The sequence below is a fragment of the Streptomyces sp. NPDC045899 genome (assembly GCF_056431485.1).
This window is the reverse complement of record NZ_JBWKKP010000003.1, coordinates 114,913-129,502: the sequence shown is the minus strand read 5'-3', so window position 1 is coordinate 129,502 and position 14,590 is coordinate 114,913. Positions and strand designations below refer to the sequence as shown.

Annotated in this window: 16 protein-coding genes; 5 read left to right on the top strand and 11 right to left on the bottom strand. The window is 72.2% G+C overall.

The genetic code is table 11. The annotated features are described in order from the left end of the window. Positions 1-22 precede the first annotated feature (22 nt). The 3 genes from AC07FT_RS05300 to AC07FT_RS05290 are packed head-to-tail and all read right to left on the bottom strand — an operon-like array spanning position 23 to position 1,894. Positions 23-799, bottom strand: a complete 777-nt coding sequence (locus tag AC07FT_RS05300; RefSeq protein ID WP_479174119.1) for a DUF3710 domain-containing protein — start codon at positions 797-799, stop codon at positions 23-25. Position 800: 1 nt separating this feature from the next. After that, positions 801-1,316: a dUTP diphosphatase gene (dut, locus tag AC07FT_RS05295; RefSeq protein WP_471192840.1), complete on the bottom strand. Its 516-nt coding sequence runs from the start codon at positions 1,314-1,316 to the stop codon at positions 801-803. After that, the gene (locus AC07FT_RS05290; RefSeq protein WP_471192838.1) at positions 1,313-1,894 is read right to left on the bottom strand and encodes a PaaI family thioesterase; all 582 of its coding nucleotides are present in this window, start codon (positions 1,892-1,894) and stop codon (positions 1,313-1,315) included. Before AC07FT_RS05290 ends, dut begins: the two co-directional genes overlap by 4 nt. A 59-nt stretch (positions 1,895-1,953) precedes the next feature. Between AC07FT_RS05290 and AC07FT_RS05285 the strand changes: the two genes are divergently transcribed. Continuing rightward, entirely contained in the window at positions 1,954-2,406 is a 453-nt protein-coding gene (locus AC07FT_RS05285) for a DUF3093 domain-containing protein (RefSeq protein ID WP_471192836.1), read from the top strand. A 33-nt stretch (positions 2,407-2,439) separates the two neighbouring features. Here AC07FT_RS05285 and AC07FT_RS05280 read toward each other — a convergent pair whose 3' ends face one another. The 4 genes from AC07FT_RS05280 to AC07FT_RS05265 all read right to left on the bottom strand — a co-directional run bounded on the left by AC07FT_RS05280 (position 2,440) and on the right by AC07FT_RS05265 (position 5,777). Then, positions 2,440-3,126 carry a hypothetical protein gene (locus tag AC07FT_RS05280; protein ID WP_479174512.1) on the bottom strand — a complete coding sequence of 229 codons (687 nt, stop codon included), beginning with the start codon at positions 3,124-3,126 and terminating at the stop codon, positions 2,440-2,442. Between the two features lie 35 nt (positions 3,127-3,161). Continuing rightward, the gene (locus AC07FT_RS05275) at positions 3,162-3,464 is read right to left on the bottom strand and encodes a DUF4193 domain-containing protein (RefSeq protein ID WP_254737190.1); all 303 of its coding nucleotides are present in this window, start codon (positions 3,462-3,464) and stop codon (positions 3,162-3,164) included. 417 nt (positions 3,465-3,881) lie between these two features. Beyond that, positions 3,882-5,117: a sensor histidine kinase gene (locus AC07FT_RS05270; protein ID WP_479174116.1), complete on the bottom strand. Its 1,236-nt coding sequence runs from the start codon at positions 5,115-5,117 to the stop codon at positions 3,882-3,884. Between the two features lie 6 nt (positions 5,118-5,123). Further along, the gene (locus AC07FT_RS05265; RefSeq protein ID WP_176180222.1) at positions 5,124-5,777 is read right to left on the bottom strand and encodes a response regulator transcription factor; all 654 of its coding nucleotides are present in this window, start codon (positions 5,775-5,777) and stop codon (positions 5,124-5,126) included. A gap of 349 nt (positions 5,778-6,126) precedes the next feature. Here AC07FT_RS05265 and AC07FT_RS05260 point away from each other — a divergent pair, with 349 nt between their 5' ends. Next, a complete protein-coding gene (locus AC07FT_RS05260; protein WP_176180223.1) occupies positions 6,127-6,297 on the top strand; it encodes a hypothetical protein in 171 nt (56 codons plus the stop codon). Between the two features lie 188 nt (positions 6,298-6,485). Here the strand turns inward: AC07FT_RS05260 and AC07FT_RS05255 are convergent, their stop codons facing one another. Together AC07FT_RS05255 and AC07FT_RS05250 are read right to left on the bottom strand one after the other, a co-directional pair. Continuing rightward, positions 6,486-7,286: an inositol monophosphatase family protein gene (locus AC07FT_RS05255; protein ID WP_479174114.1), complete on the bottom strand. Its 801-nt coding sequence runs from the start codon at positions 7,284-7,286 to the stop codon at positions 6,486-6,488. 80 nt (positions 7,287-7,366) lie between these two features. Beyond that, positions 7,367-8,509, bottom strand: coding sequence for a ferrochelatase (locus tag AC07FT_RS05250; RefSeq protein WP_479174112.1), 1,143 nt, complete (start codon positions 8,507-8,509; stop codon positions 7,367-7,369). A gap of 146 nt (positions 8,510-8,655) precedes the next feature. On the opposite strand from AC07FT_RS05250, the gene AC07FT_RS05245 reads away from it, so the two are divergent. Together AC07FT_RS05245 and AC07FT_RS05240 are read left to right on the top strand one after the other, a co-directional pair. Further along, complete coding sequence (locus tag AC07FT_RS05245; RefSeq protein WP_479174110.1) at positions 8,656-9,900, top strand: MFS transporter; 1,245 nt, start codon at positions 8,656-8,658, stop codon at positions 9,898-9,900. Beyond that, positions 9,863-11,179 (top strand): D-arabinono-1,4-lactone oxidase, encoded by a 1,317-nt coding sequence (locus AC07FT_RS05240; protein ID WP_479174108.1) that lies wholly within the window; start codon positions 9,863-9,865, stop codon positions 11,177-11,179. The genes AC07FT_RS05245 and AC07FT_RS05240 overlap by 38 nt, the downstream gene beginning before the upstream one ends. A 45-nt stretch (positions 11,180-11,224) precedes the next feature. Here AC07FT_RS05240 and AC07FT_RS05235 read toward each other — a convergent pair whose 3' ends face one another. Continuing rightward, positions 11,225-12,064 carry a hypothetical protein gene (locus AC07FT_RS05235; protein WP_479174107.1) on the bottom strand — a complete coding sequence of 280 codons (840 nt, stop codon included), beginning with the start codon at positions 12,062-12,064 and terminating at the stop codon, positions 11,225-11,227. A gap of 481 nt (positions 12,065-12,545) precedes the next feature. Here AC07FT_RS05235 and sepH point away from each other — a divergent pair, with 481 nt between their 5' ends. Further along, positions 12,546-13,616, top strand: a complete 1,071-nt coding sequence (gene sepH / locus AC07FT_RS05230; RefSeq protein ID WP_479174105.1) for a septation protein SepH — start codon at positions 12,546-12,548, stop codon at positions 13,614-13,616. Between the two features lie 85 nt (positions 13,617-13,701). Here the strand turns inward: sepH and AC07FT_RS05225 are convergent, their stop codons facing one another. Further along, the gene (locus AC07FT_RS05225) at positions 13,702-14,538 is read right to left on the bottom strand and encodes a sulfurtransferase (RefSeq protein WP_479174103.1); all 837 of its coding nucleotides are present in this window, start codon (positions 14,536-14,538) and stop codon (positions 13,702-13,704) included. Between the last annotated feature and the right edge of the window lie 52 nt (positions 14,539-14,590).

The following is a 14,590-nucleotide window of genomic DNA, read 5'->3' as shown; positions in this document are numbered from 1 at the left end:
GAGACGGTACGCGGCGGGAGGCTCAGCGCACCTCGCTGATCTCCGGGCCGCGCTGGAGCCGGTCGGCGCCACCCGCGAACCGCGAGCCCTGCGCCTCGTCCTGCTGCACCCCGTCGGGGACCATCTGCGCATCGTTCGGCAGCTTGAGCACGATCGGATCGCGGGGAGCCATCGGGCCCTCGCCGCGCACCACGACCGTGTCCTGGAAGATCGCTTCCAGCAGGCTGCCGGTCTCGGGCTGCACCGCGCCCTGCCCGGAGATCACTCCGCGCAGGAACCAGCGCGGTCCGTCGACACCGATGAAGCGGACCACCTGCACGCCGTTCTTCCCGTCCGGCAGCTGCACCGGCACCTGGGCGCGCAGCTCCCAGCCGAGCGGTCCCTCGACCTCGTCCACCACGCCACCCTGCTGGGTGATCCCGGTGGCGATCTCGTCGCGGACCTCGCCCCAGATGCCTTCCTTCTTGGGCGCGGCGAACGCCTGGAGCTGCACGGCGCTGTCCCGCAGCACCACGGTGGCGGCGACGATCGCGTCCCCCGCGACCTCCACCCGCAGCTCCATGCCCTCGACACCGGGGACGAACATGCCCCCCAGGTCCACCCGGCCCTCGCCGGGCTCACGCACCTCGGAAACGTCCCACGGGCCGTCGGGGCGCGGCGCGGGCGGCAGGCTCACCCGGGCGGCCTCCACCGCCTCGGAGAGGTCCTCCCCGTCCTCCGCGTCCTCGGCCAACTCCTCGGAGGCCACGTCGAGCGACTCGACGTCCTCCTCGCTGTGCTTGCGGCGACGTCCGAACACGTCATCGTCCTTCCCGGTCGGAACCGACCGAAGCGTATCCATTCCCACCCTTTGTGCCGTCCACGGCGGCGTGACCGCCGGTGGACCCGAAGCCCCCTTCGGCCCGCGCCGACCCGGGAAGCTCCGCCACCTCGTGGAAGCGCACCTTCTCGACCTGCTGGACGACCAATTGGGCGATCCGGTCGTAGCGCTCGAACCGCACGCTCTCGCGCGGATCGAGATTGACCACGATCACCTTGATCTCTCCACGGTACCCGGCATCGATGGTCCCCGGGGCATTCACCATGGCGATGCCACAGCGGGCGGCCAGTCCGGACCTCGGATGCACGAAGGCGGCATACCCCTCGGGGAGCGCGATGGACACCCCGGTGGGCAGGACCGCGCGCTCCCCCGGGGCGAGCTCCGCGGCCTGTGTGGTCACGAGATCCGCGCCCGCGTCGCCGGGGTGGGCGTACCCGGGCAGCGGCACCTCGGGGTCGACCCGGCGGATCCGCACCTCGAGCGGTTCGGTGCTCACGCGTTCACCTCGCATACGCGCGCCAGCTTGGCCTGGTCGGGGTCGGCCAGCGCGGCGTCGATCTCCTCCGCCCGTCCGTTCTCGATGAAGTGCTCCACCCGCACCTCTATGAAGAGGGCCTCCGCGCGTACGGCGACGGGGCCGTCGGGGGCGCCGATCCGGCCGGTGGCCGCGCAGTAGATCTTCCGCCCGTGCACGGCGGTCACCCGTGCCTCCAGATACAGCACCGTGCCGACCGGAACGGGGCGGACGAAGTCCGTCTCCAGCCGCCCGGTCACCGCGATCACCCGCTGCATCCAGTTGAGCGCCCCCAGCGTCTCGTCCAGCGCCGCGCTCAGCAGCCCGCCGTGGGCCAGGCCCGGCCCGCCCTGATGGGCCGGGCGCACCTCGAACTCGGCGGTGACGCCGACGCCCTCGCCGGCGCGGGCCCGGAGCCGCAGACCGTCCACTTGGTCGCCGCAGCCGAAACACTGGTCGTTGTGGACCTCAAGGAGCTCACCGGACGCCGGGGCGTCGGGGTGGCGTACGGGTGCCCGGGCGCCCTCCGGCGGCCTCAGCGCTGTCGTTGTTCCACTCACAACGGCTGACCTTACCCGCGCGGACAGCCCGGTTCGGCGGCCATGCCAAGCTGATAGGCATGCAGCCTTACGACGAACGCCTCACCGCGCCCCGTTCCTGGTGGTTCATCGCCCTGATGACCGGGGTGGCCATGGGGCTGATCATGCTGCCGTTCGGCACCCTGCCGATGCTCGGCGGCCTGATCGGCGGGGCGGCGCTGGCCGCCGTCGGGGTCAGCACGTACGGCTCGGCGCGGGTGCGGGTGGTGGCGGGCTCACTGGTCGCGGGAGACGCGAGGATCCCGGTGTCGGCCCTCGGGACCGCCGAGGCGCTGGACGCCGGCGAGGCGGTCGCCTGGCGCACCCACAAGGCCGATCCCCGGGCGTTCATGCTGCTGCGCAGCTACATCCCCACCGCGCTGCGGGTGGAGGTCACCGATCCACAGGACCCGACGCCGTATGTGTATCTGTCGACCAGGGATCCCGAGGCGCTCGCGGCCGCGCTCGCGGCGGTGCGCTCGGACGCCGCCTAGGCCCCGTCCTGCCGGGGGCCGCGCCCCGGTGGCTCATTCGGCCAGGGGGACCAGATCGCTCCAGGGGATCTGCTTGGTGCGCAGGTCCTTGCGGACCTTGCGGGCCAGCTTCCTGGTGTCGCGCCGGTTCATGGCGGCCCCGATGGCCGCGCCCACCATGAAGGGGGCCAGCACCGGCAGGTTCCGGAAGCTGCGCCTGAGCACCTGCTGGCGCAGCTCGCGCTTCATCTGGACGCCCAGCGCGGCGTTGACGGTGGCCGGGGCGGTGACGTCGATGCCCCGCTCCTGGGCCCACGCCCCGAGGTAGGCGCTGGCGCGCTGGCGCACACCGCCGGGCGCCCGCAGTCCGTAGACCTCGTGCAGCTCGGCGATGAGCTTGATCTCTATGGTGGCCACGCCGATGATCTCGGCGGCCAGTTCGGTGGGCATGGCGGGCGGGGCGGGCAGCATGGCCGCTGCGCCGACGCCCGCACCCACGGTGGAGGTGCCGTGTGCGGCACCCGCCACCAGCTTGTCCGCGATCTCCTCCGGGCCGAGGCCGGGGAACTGCCTGCGCAGTGTCTCCAGGTCCCGGACCGGGATCCGTGGAGCGTTCGCGATGATCCGTTCGGCGACCGCGTAAACCCCCGCTCTCGCACGCTCGCCGCCTTTGCGGACACCACGGCCCAGGGCGCTCACGAGCGAGGCCGTCCGGCCTCGCTCGGGGTGCACCTGGGTCACGCCGCCGTGCTCCGCGTCCACGCCTGCGCCGTGGCTCAGGCCGCGCAGTCGCGGCAGATCGGCTGGCCGTTCTTGGTCTCGTTGGCCAGCTGGCTGCGGTGGTGCACGAGGAAGCAGGTCATGCAGGTGAACTCGTCCGCCTGACGGGGCAGCACCCGCACGGACAGCTCCTCGTTGGAGAGGTCCGCGCCGGGCAGCTCCAGGCCCTCGGCCTGCTCGAACTCATCCACGTCGACGGTCGACGCGGACTTGTCGTTCCGCCTGGCCTTGAGTTCCTCGATGCTGTCCTCGTTGACGTCATCGTCGGTCTTGCGTGGGGTGTCGTAGTCCGTTGCCATGTCCCTCTCCCCCTCTGGGTGTCTGCGGTGTCTCCAGCGCACGTAACGCGTGAGAGGCCGGACTTGTGCCCGACCCGAGGCGGAGATTTTGCCTCACATCAAGGTCTGTTACTCAATCGACACCCAACCGCACCCCTGAAGAGGTGATCGGGTTGGATGGCCATCGGGACCGTACACGGTCCGACTGTCGCACTCGCATGCGCCATGACGTGTACTTCCCGTGATCACGGCCCCCGAAAACCCGGATTTTCCAGGCTTTCCGTCAACCGTGACGATCACGCAGAGTATATGGATCGAAAATCGCCCATGTGATCGATCACACACCATACAGGTGTGGGTCGGATCACGAAAATTCCGCCCAAAGCGAACACCTCCCCGACGGTACCGCAGCTTCCGTTTCCCGGCCCGTCTGCCCGCTCAGAGCGGCAGCACCACCCGCATGACAAGGCCGCCTCCCTCCCGGGGCTCCGCGGCGATCCTGCCGCCGTGGGCGCGCGCCACGGAGCGCGCGATCGAAAGACCGAGGCCGACACCCTTGTCGCTGCCGGTGCGCTCGGTACGCAGCCGCCGGAAGGGCTCGAAGATGTTGTCCAGCTCGTAGGCGGGGACCACCGGGCCGGTGTTCTCCACCACCAGCACCGCCTGGCCCTGCTCGACGCCGGTGATGACCTGCACCCAGCCGCCCTCCGCCACGTTGTACCGCACCGCGTTCTGTACCAGGTTCAGCGCGATCCGCTCCAGCAGCACACCGTTGCCCTGGACCACCGCGGGCTCCCGCCGGCCGCGCAGCTCCACGCCCTTGGCGTCCGCCTCGGTCCGGACCTGGTCCATCGCCTGGGAGGCGACCTCGGCCAGGTCCACCGGCTTGCGGTCGACGATCTCGTTGTCGCTGCGGGCGAGCAGCAGCAGTCCCTCCACCAGCTGTTCGCTGCGCTCATTGGTGGCCAGCAGGGTCTTGCCCAGCTGGACCAGCTCCGGGGACGCCTGCGGATCGGAGAGGTGGACCTCCAGCAGGGTGCGGTTGATCGCCAGCGGGGTGCGCAGCTCGTGCGAGGCGTTGGCGACGAACCGCTGCTGGGCGGTGAATGCCCGGTCCAGCCGCTCCAGCATCTCGTCGAAGGTGTCGGCCAGCTCCTTCAGCTCGTCATCCGGGCCGTCGAGCTCGATCCGGCGGGACAGGTCCGAGCCCGCCACCTGGCGCGCGGTCCGGGTGATCCGGCCCAGCGGCGAGAGCACCCGCCCGGCCATGGCGTAGCCGAACGCGAAGGCGACCACGGCCAGCCCCAGGAGCGCGATCAGCGAGCGCCGCAGCAGCCCGTCCAGGGCGAAGTTGCGCTGCTGCTTCATGCACTGGGCCACCGCGCGGTTGAACGCGTCGTTGTTGCCCTGACTGGGGAGGTGACAGGTGTCGGTCGGCTTGTAGTCGATCCGCACGATCTCCAGCGGGAACTCACTGCCGCGGCGGATCGCGTCGGCCGCCAGCAGATAGATGATCGTCAGCAGCACCACGCCGGCGATCAGGAACATCCCGCCGTAGAGCAGGGTGAGCCGTATCCGGATGGTCGGGCGCAGCCACGGGTTGGGCTGCGAGCCGTGCGGCGGGTCCCAGCTGGGTTTCGGTGGTGCCGCGGGCGGGAGCGGGGTCGTCGCCATGCCCGGTCAGATCCGGTAACCGGAGCCGGGAACGGTGACGATCACCGCGGGCTCGCCCAGCTTGCGGCGCAGCGTCATCACGGTCACCCGGACGACGTTGGTGAAGGGGTCGGTGTTCTCGTCCCACGCCTTCTCCAGCAGCTGCTCGGCGGAGACCACGGCGCCCTCGCTGCGCATCAGCACCTCCAGTACCGCGAACTCCTTCGGCGCCAGCTGGATCTCCTTGCCGTTGCGGAACACCTCACGGCGGTTGGGGTCCAGCTTGATCCCGGCGCGCTCCAGCACCGGCGGCAGGGCGACGGTGGTGCGGCGGCCGAGCGCCCGCACCCGCGCGATCAGCTCGCTGAAGGCGAAGGGCTTGGGCAGGTAGTCGTCGGCGCCGATCTCCAGGCCCTCGACGCGGTCGCTGACGTCGCCGGAGGCGGTGAGCATCAGCACCCGGGTGGGCATCCCCAGCTCGACCAGCTTGCGGCAGACGTCGTCGCCGTGGACGAGGGGCAGGTCCCGGTCGAGGACGACGACGTCGTAGTCGTTGACGGCGATGCGCTCCAGGGCGGCCGCTCCGTCATACACGACGTCGACGGCCATGGCCTCCCGGCGCAGACCGGTGGCCACCGCGTCGGCGAGCAGCTGCTCGTCCTCGACGACGAGTACACGCACGTCGTTAGTCCTTCCGTCATGGCCACAGCGGGCGTGATCTCGCCAAACCGGATCAGCGTTCGGCGCCCTCCATCCTGCCTCGAAGTCGCATAAACCGGCGGTAAGGGGGAGCGGGGGGACCACGGCACCGCCACCGGCGCGGGACGGAAGCGCCGGAACAGGGAATTCAGATTCTTTTCGCGCCGGAGGTTTCCGCTCACAACGGGGTGGGGAGGACGACTGCACACCCGCGATCACGCCCTGTCTTTTGGCATCCCACGATCTTGCTGTCATCTACAGGGACTACGCACGTGATCGCCCCGCCGTCGGCACACCCCCGTGCCACCGACCCACGACGAGGGGGCGCACCATGGACGCGTTCACCGCAGGCATTCTGCAGCGTATAGAGACCACCCAGTCCGACCTCACCCGCGCCCGTGAGACGGGCGACGAATTCCTCGCCGATGTGGAGCAGGCGGAGCTGGAGGACCTCCGTCGGCTGGCTGCCGAGCATGGCGTGGAGGTCAGCGCCGTCGCCTGATCCCTCCGGGGATACAGATCCGCTGTTTGAAGATCCAGATACAGATCCAGGTTCACAGATCCGGTTGGAAGCGGAAAACGCGTCGTCGATCCAGCGGCTGTTTTCCGGTCCCACGCCCGAGCGCCCCGCTGCCGTCCCGGCACCGGGGCGCTTCGGCGTCCGCGGACAGCCGCCCGCGGACCCGCGCGTCAGTCGTGCCAGGCGCCCAGCTCGTCCAGACGGTCCCGGAGCGTCTCGAAGAGGCCGGGGGCGGCGGCGACCATCAGCTCCCCGGAACCCGGGATGCCCGGCCTTCCGCCGGTCAGCGCCCCCGCCTCGCGGGCTATCAGCTCTCCGGCCGCGTAGTCCCAGGGGTTGAGCCCGCGCTCGTAGTAGCCGTCGAGCCGCCCGCAGGCCACGTCGCACAGATCGATGGCTGCCGAACCGCCGCGGCGGATGTCGCGCACCTCGGGCAGCAGCTCGTGGAGCACCCTGGCCTGGCCGACACGCCGCTCCCGCACATAGCCGAAGCCGGTGCCGATCAGCGACCGCGCCAGCTCGGGCGCCGGGCGGCAGCGCACCGGCTCACCGTCGGCATACGCGCCCTGGCCGAGCGCCGCGTGGTAGGTCTCCCCGCGGACCGGGGCGGCCACCACCCCGACCACCGTCTCGCCGTCCTTCTGGGCGGCGATGCTGACCGCCCACGCGGGCAGGCCGTACAGGTAGTTCACCGTGCCGTCGATCGGGTCGATCACCCAGCGGACACCGCTGCTGCCCTCGTGGCTCGCGCCCTCCTCCCCCAGCACACCGTCGTCCGGACGGTGCCGCGCCAGGAAGTCGGTGATCAGCTTCTCGGAGGCGATGTCCATCTCGGTGACGACATCGATCGGGCTGGACTTGGTGGCGGCCACGCCGAGATCGGCCGGACGGCCGTCCCTCAGCAGGTCCCCGGCGCGGCGGGCGACCTCCAGTGCCAGGTCGAGCAGTTCGGTGGTGAGCGGGTCGGTCATCGTGCTCCTTGTGCTCCTTCGCGGATGTGCCCGTGGGGCGCGGGCGGCGGCGCCGACGGGCCGTGGACACCGGTGGGGGTTCAGTCGGCCCCCGCGACCGCGGGCCGCGGGGAGCGGGCCGGACAGCAGCCCACAGGGCAGCGGTCGTGGCTGGGGCCGAGGGCGCCCAGCGCGCACCGCTCGGGGGCGGTGGCCGCCCGGCCCTCGGTGAAGCGCTCGGTGGCCGCGCGCTCCAGCACCAGATCGCGGACCGCCGCCGCGAACCGCGGATCGGCGCCGACGGTCGAGGCGCGGGATACCGGCAGACCGAGCTCCGCCGCCTTGGCCGCGGCCTCCGTGTCGAGGTCGTACTTGACCTCCATGTGGTCCGAGACGAAGCCGATGGGGACCATGACCGCGGCGGGCGCGCCCTCGCCGTGCAGCGCCTCCAGGTGGTCGCAGATGTCCGGCTCCAGCCACGGGATGTGCGGCGCGCCGCTGCGCGACTGGTAGACCAGGCGCCAGGGGCGCTCCACACCGGTGCGCTCGCGCACCGCCGCGGCGACCAGCCGGGCCACCTCCAGGTGCTCGGCCACGTACGCGCCGCCCTCGCCGTGGTCCGCCGGGGGCCCGGAGGTGTCCGCGGCGGCGGTCGGGATGGAGTGGGTGGTGAAGGCCAGCTGGGCCCCGGCACGCAGCCCCTCCGGCAGCTCGCCGAGCGCGGTGAGCGTGGCGCCCACCATGGGGTCCACGAAGCCGGAGTGGTTGAAGTAGTGCCGCAGCTTGTCGACGCGCGGCAGCGGCAGCCCCTCCGCCTCCAGCGCGGCGAGCGCGTCCGCCAGGTTCTCCCGGTACTGGCGGCAGCCGGAGTAGGAGGCGTAGGCGCTGGTGGCCAGCACCAGGATGCGGCGGTGGCCGTCGGTGACCATCTCGCGCAGGGTGTCGGTCAGATACGGCGCCCAGTTGCGGTTGCCCCAGTAGACCGGCAGGTCCAGGCCGTGCTCGGCGAAGTCCTTGCGGAGCGCCTGCAGCAGTTCGCGGTTCTGCGCGTTGATCGGGCTGACGCCGCCGAAGAGGAAGTAGTGCCGGCCCACCTCCTTCAGCCGCTCGCGCGGGATGCCCCTCCCGCGGGTCACGTTCTCCAGGAACGGAACGACGTCCTCCGGCCCTTCCGGCCCGCCGAAGGAGAGCAGGAGCAGGGCGTCGTACGGGGCGGGAGATGGCAGTTCTGACTGATCCGGCATGCTCCCGATCCTGCCACCAGCCCCTGACGGGCAGGAAATACCCCTGCGGCGATACGGCGGCGGCCGTAAGCTGTATCAGCTCTCACATTCCTTACCCGGCCGGCCGGTCCCACCGTCCGGTCCTGCTCACCGGCGGAGCCTCTGTCGTGTCCCGTTCCACTTACCGCGCGCTCTTCGCCGCCCCCGGTGCCAAGGCGTTCTCCGCCGCCGGATTCGTCGGGCGGCTGCCGATCGCCATGGAGGGCGTCGGCATCGTCACGATGATCTCCCAGCTCACCGGCCGGTACGGGCTGGCGGGCGCGCTCTCGGCCACCGTCGCGCTGTCCGCCGCGGTCGCCGGACCGCAGATCTCCCGGCTCGTCGACCGGCACGGCCAGCGCAGGGTGCTGCGCCCGGCGACCCTCGTGGCGCTGACCGGCGTCGCGGGGCTGCTGCTCACCGCGCGCCGGGGCTGGCCGGACTGGACGCTGTTCTGCTGGGCCGTGGCGGCCGGATGCGTACCGAGCGTGGGGGCGATGGTGCGGGCCCGCTGGGCAGCGCTCCACCAGGACGCGCCGCGGCAGCTGCACGCCGCGTACGCCTGGGAGTCGATCGTCGACGAGGTGTGCTTCATCGTCGGGCCGGTGATCTCGATCGGCCTGTCCACGGCCTGGTTCCCGGAGGCGGGCATGCTGATGGCGGCCTGCTTCCTGGCCGTCGGCGTCTTCTCGCTGACCCTCCAGCACGGCACCGAGCCGGTGCCGCATCCGCGCGGGCAGCACACCGGCGGTTCGGCGCTGCGCTCCCCCGGACTGCGGGTGCTGATGATCACCTTCATGGCGACCGGCGCCATCTTCGGGTCGATCGACGTCGTGACGGTGGCCTTCGCCGAGGAGGAGGGCCACAAGGCCGCGGCCAGTCTGGTGCTGGCGGTGTACGCGCTGGGCTCCTGCCTGGCGGGCGCGGTGTTCGGCATGAAGGGTCCGCGCGGGGCGGTGTCCCGCCAGTGGCTGGTGGGTATTTGTGCGATGGCCGTGAGTATGATCCCCCTCCTACTGGTCGGGAACCTGCCGGTTCTGGCCGGGGCGCTCTTCGTCGCGGGCCTGTCGGTGGCTCCGACCATGGTCACCACCATGGCCCTCGTCGAACGGCACGTACCGCGCGCGAACCTGACCGAGGGCATGACCTGGACCACCACCGGGCTCGCGGTCGGGGTGGCGCTCGGCTCGTCGTCCGCCGGTGCGGTGGTCGACGCCGCCGGAGCCGGGGCGGGGTACCTGGTGCCGGCCGTGGCCGGGGCGCTCGCGGCGGCGGTGGCGTTCCTCGGATACCGCCGGCTGCGGCCGGCGCCAGAGCGGGAGGGGTCGGGTGCGGATGACCGTCAGGACCGGTCGGAGCAGCGTGTGGCGTAACTGGGCGGGCAATGTGGCGGCCCGGCCGGTGCGGAGTGTGAGCCCGTCGTCCACCCAGGACCTCGTCGAGGCGGTGCGCGGGGCGGCGGCCGAGGGGCTGCCGGTGAAGGCGGTGGGCACCGGCCACTCCTTCAGCACCGCCGCCGCCACGGACGGGCTGCTGATACGCCCGGACCGGCTGGTCGGGGTGCGGGACCTGGACCGCGAGGGCGGGACCGTGACGGTGGCCGCGGGGACCCCGCTCAAGCAGCTCAACGAGACGCTGTCGGCCCATGGTCTGTCGCTGACCAACATGGGCGACATCATGGAGCAGACGGTCGCCGGGGCCACCTCCACCGGCACCCACGGCACCGGCCGGGACAGTGCCTCGATCTCCGCCCAGATCGCCGGGCTGGAGCTGGTCACGGCGGACGGCTCGGTGCTGCGCTGCTCGGCGCAGGAGCATCCGGAGGTCTTCGCGGCGGCCCGGGTGGGCCTGGGCGCGCTGGGCGTGGTCAGCGCGATCACCTTCCGGGTGGAGCCCGAGTTCCTGCTCACCGCGCGGGAGGAGCCGATGCCCTTCGACCGGGTGCTGGCCGACTTTCCGCAGCTGGTCGGCGAGAACGAGCACTTCGAGTTCTACTGGTTCCCGCACACCGGGAACTGCAACACCAAGCGGAACAACCGCAGCCCGGGCCCCGCCGCCCCGGTGGGCCGGGTCAGCGGCTGGGTCGACGACGAGCTGCTGTCCAACGGTGTCTTCCAGGTGGCCTGTTCGGTGGGACGGGCGGTGCCCTCGGCCATCCCCGGAATCGCCAGGATCTCCAGCCGGGCGCTGTCCGCCCGCAGCTACACGGACATCCCTTACAAAGTCTTCACCAGTCCGCGCCGGGTGCGCTTCCTGGAGATGGAGTACGCCCTGCCGCGCGAGGCCGCGCCCGACGCGCTGCGCGAGCTGAAGCGGACCGTCGACCGCTCGGATCTGCGGATCAGCTTCCCGGTGGAGGTGCGCACCGCGCCCGCCGACGACATCCCGCTGTCCACCGCCTCGGGCCGGGACACCGCGTACATCGCGGTGCACCTGTACCGGGGCACTCCGCACCGGGCCTACTTCACCGCCGCCGAGCAGATCTTGACCGCGCACGGCGGCCGTCCGCACTGGGGCAAGCTGCACAGCCGCGACGCCGCCTATCTGGCCGGGGTCTATCCGCGGTTCGGCGAGTTCACCGCGCTCCGGGACCGGCTGGACCCCGACCGGCTGTTCGGCAACGACTATCTGCGGCGGGTGCTCGGCGACTGACGTCCGGCTCCGGACCCCTCGGTCGCGGTGCGGGCCCCTGCGGAGTCACTCACCGGCGGAGGAGTCCGGCTCGGGCGTGGTCGTCCCGGCGTCCTCGTCGCTGCCGTCCGCCGGAGCGCTCTGTGACGGGGACCCCGAGGAAGACGGGGTGGGGTCGGAGGTGCCGGGGGTGGTGTCACCGTCCTCGCCGCCCCCGCCCGAGGACCGGGAGGGGCCGGGCGACGGGGTGTCCGGACGTCCGGTGTCACCGTCACCGCCGCGCTCGGGCGACGGGCTCGGCGAGGACGGACCGCGGTCCGGACCGCGGTCCCGGGACGGATCGCCGGAACGGGTGTCCGAGGGGCGGCGGTCGTCTTCCGGCCCCGAGGACCCCTGGGGGCGGTGGAAGCTCTCCCCGACCGTCGTCCCGCCCCGGTCACCACCCCAGACGTTGGAGACCGGGCCGCCCGACGCCCACTCGATCCCGGTGATCGCGACCATCGCGACGGCGAACACGGCCACCGCCGCGAGCGCGGGCCGCCGCCCGCCGCGCAGCCGGGTCCCGTGCGTGCTGGGCGCGTTCCACACACCGTGCTCCATGGAAGGCGCCGTCGCGCCGCGGCCGCCCCGGCGCGGCGGCCGCGTCTGGTCCCGCGCCTCCTTGATCTGCTCACCGGTACGCCGGAAGGCGTGCTGGAAGAGGCTGCCGCCCGCGGTCGCCACCACGCTCACCAGACCGGCACCGAGGATCGTCCCGTACACACCGAGCTTGGAGGCGAGCACCGCGGCGGCCACCGCCGCCAGCGCGCTTCCGGCCACCTGTGCCGCACTCAGCTCCAGGCGCCTGCTCTTCTGTTGTCCGTCGGTCTCGGTCCTGCTGTCCATCTCTCGCCCTTGCTTGGACATTCGTTCCAGCCTGCAAGGAGAAGTGACCGATAAACGAAGCAGATCGTTCCGATTCTGGCGATTCTGTGAAACTTGCCACCCACATCCGAGCCCACTTCGACGCGTTGAGGGTCCGATCACCGTGCCACGGCCGAACTCGGCTGGCGCGCCGCTCCACCCGAGCGGCCCGAATGGAGTACTGTGGCGAGCCCTGGCCCCCCTCTTCCACCCGGCTTGTCCGGGCCCGGCGGGAGGGGCCGGAAGGCGGCAACTCAACCGGCGCCGCCGCGACATGACATGGGGATCGCCGCCCGAGGTGACAGCGCCGTCACTGTGGGTTGCAAACAGGTCACCGTGCCATAACGGCGGATCGGGGCCCATGCCCGACACGCCGGGCAACTCGGCAAAGTTGTGGCAGGCTGCACCCGGGCAGGCCACACTCGTCTAGCGGGAGAGCAGCGACGCAACCGTGACGTCGGCAGGCACCACCCGGGAGGTCCCCATGCCCGAACTGCGTGTCGTGGCCGTCAGCAACGACGGCACACGGCTGGTGCTCAAGGCTGCGGACAGCACGGAGTACACACTTCCCATCGACGAGCGACTGCGCGCCGCGGTGCGCAATGACCGCGCTCGGCTCGGCCAGATCGAGATCGAGGTCGAGAGCCATCTGCGGCCCCGTGACATCCAGGCCCGTATACGCGCCGGAGCCTCCGCCGAAGAGGTCGCGCAGCTGGCGGGCATCCCCGTGGACCGCGTGCGCCGCTTCGAGGGCCCGGTCCTCGCGGAGCGTGCGTTCATGGCCGAGCGCGCCCGGAAGACACCTGTGCGCCGTCCCGGCGAGAACACCGGACCGCAGCTCGGCGAGGCGGTCGCGGAGCGGCTGCTGCTGCGCGGCGCCGAGAAGGACACCACCCAGTGGGACTCCTGGCGGCGTGACGACGGCACCTGGGAGGTGCTGCTGGTCTACCGGGTCGCCGGTGAGCCGCATTCGGCGAGCTGGACCTATGACCCGCCCCGGCGGCTGGTCCAGGCCGTCGACGACGAGGCGCGGTCGCTGATCGGCGAGGCGGACGACACCCCCGAGCCCAGCTTCCCGTTCGTGCCGAGGATCGCGCGGCTGCCGCGTGACCGGGACAGGGACCGCGACAGGGACCGGGACCGCACATCGGCCGAGCGGGGCGGCGAGGATTCCGACAGCGCGGCGCCGGTGTCGGCGTCCGCCTCGGCGGACGAGGGCCTCGGCGGCGAGCGGGACTCGCTCACCAGCCTGCTGGAGGCCGTGCCCAACTTCCGGGGGGACATGGTCGTACCCGAGGCTCCCGTCGCGTCGGCCGCCCAGCAGGACGAGCCCGATGAGGAGCCGGAGGCCGTGGAGCCGCCCGCCCCGGCGGCGAGCGCGGGTTCGGCCTACGCGGATGTACTGATGCCGCGGTCGGTGGCGGGCCACCGGGACCGGCTGACCGGGACCACGGACCGTCAGGCGGAGGCGGACGGTGTCCGTCCGGGCCGCCGGGCCGCGGTACCCAGCTGGGACGAGATCGTCTTCGGTACCCGGCGCAAGAAGCAGGAGTAGCCGCCGGGCGCCCCTCGGCACCGCGAAGCGCTCCCACGGTGGGCCCCGCCGTCCCGGTCCGGGACGGCGGGGCCCACCGGCGCGTTCAGCCCGGCTGCGGTCCCGTGGCCACCGGGCGGTCGCCGGAGGCGGACCACTCGCTCCAGGAGCCGACGTACAGCGCCGCCGGGACGCCCACCGACGCCAGGGCCAGCACCTGGTGCGCGGCGGAGACGCCCGAACCGCAGTACACCCCCACCTCGGTGGCTTCGGTGACACCCAGTCCCGCGAAGCGCTCGGCCAGCCGCTCCGGAGGCAGGAACAGGCCGTCGTCGGCGACGTTCCCGGCCGTGGGGGCGGAGACCGCCCCGGGGATATGGCCGCCGACCGGGTCGATGGGCTCGACCTCACCGCGATAGCGCTCGCCCGCCCGCGCGTCCAGCAGCACACCGCGCCGGGCGAGCGCCGCCGCGCCGTCCGCCTCCAGCACCGGAACGGCACCCGGCTCGGGCGCGAAGTCCCCCTCGGCCACGGCGGGAACGTCGGTGGTCAGCGCACCGTCCCCCGCCTTCCAGGCGGACAGACCGCCGTCCAGCACCCGCACGGACGGATGGCCCGCCCAGCGCAGCAGCCACCACGCACGCGCCGCGGCCCACCCCTGACCGCCGTCGTACACCACCACGCGCCGGTCCCGGCCGACACCGGCCCGGCGCATCGCGGCTGCGAAGACGGACAGTTCGGGCAGCGGATGACGTCCGGCGGGCCCGGCCGGCCCCGCGAGGTCGCTGTCGAGGTCGACGTAGACGGCGCCGGGCAGATGCCCCGCTTCGTACTCCGGTCGCCCCGGAGGGCCACCGAGCTGCCAGCGCACATCGAGCAGCAGCGGCGGACGGTCCCCCGCCATCTCGCCCATGAGTTCAGATGCGGTGATGAGGGGATTCATAGGAACCCTCCTTACGTAGAGATCCTTGCGACTTTTGGACTATCGAGTCACC

What these genes read in the sequence shown, in the direction of transcription:
- AC07FT_RS05225 (WP_479174103.1), bottom strand. Translation starts at nt 14,538, where the DNA reads ATGAATCCCCTCATCACCGCATCTGAACTCATGGGCGAGATGGCGGGG.
- AC07FT_RS05235 (WP_479174107.1), bottom strand. Translation starts at nt 12,064, where the DNA reads ATGTCCAAGCAAGGGCGAGAGATGGACAGCAGGACCGAGACCGACGGA.
- AC07FT_RS05255 (WP_479174114.1), bottom strand. Translation starts at nt 7,286, where the DNA reads ATGACCGACCCGCTCACCACCGAACTGCTCGACCTGGCACTGGAGGTC.
- sepH (WP_479174105.1), top strand. Translation starts at nt 12,546, where the DNA reads ATGCCCGAACTGCGTGTCGTGGCCGTCAGCAACGACGGCACACGGCTG.
- AC07FT_RS05285 (WP_471192836.1), top strand. Translation starts at nt 1,954, where the DNA reads ATGCAGCCTTACGACGAACGCCTCACCGCGCCCCGTTCCTGGTGGTTC.
- AC07FT_RS05240 (WP_479174108.1), top strand. Translation starts at nt 9,863, where the DNA reads ATGACCGTCAGGACCGGTCGGAGCAGCGTGTGGCGTAACTGGGCGGGC.
- AC07FT_RS05275 (WP_254737190.1), bottom strand. Translation starts at nt 3,464, where the DNA reads ATGGCAACGGACTACGACACCCCACGCAAGACCGACGATGACGTCAAC.
- AC07FT_RS05250 (WP_479174112.1), bottom strand. Translation starts at nt 8,509, where the DNA reads ATGCCGGATCAGTCAGAACTGCCATCTCCCGCCCCGTACGACGCCCTG.
- AC07FT_RS05270 (WP_479174116.1), bottom strand. Translation starts at nt 5,117, where the DNA reads ATGGCGACGACCCCGCTCCCGCCCGCGGCACCACCGAAACCCAGCTGG.
- AC07FT_RS05260 (WP_176180223.1), top strand. Translation starts at nt 6,127, where the DNA reads ATGGACGCGTTCACCGCAGGCATTCTGCAGCGTATAGAGACCACCCAG.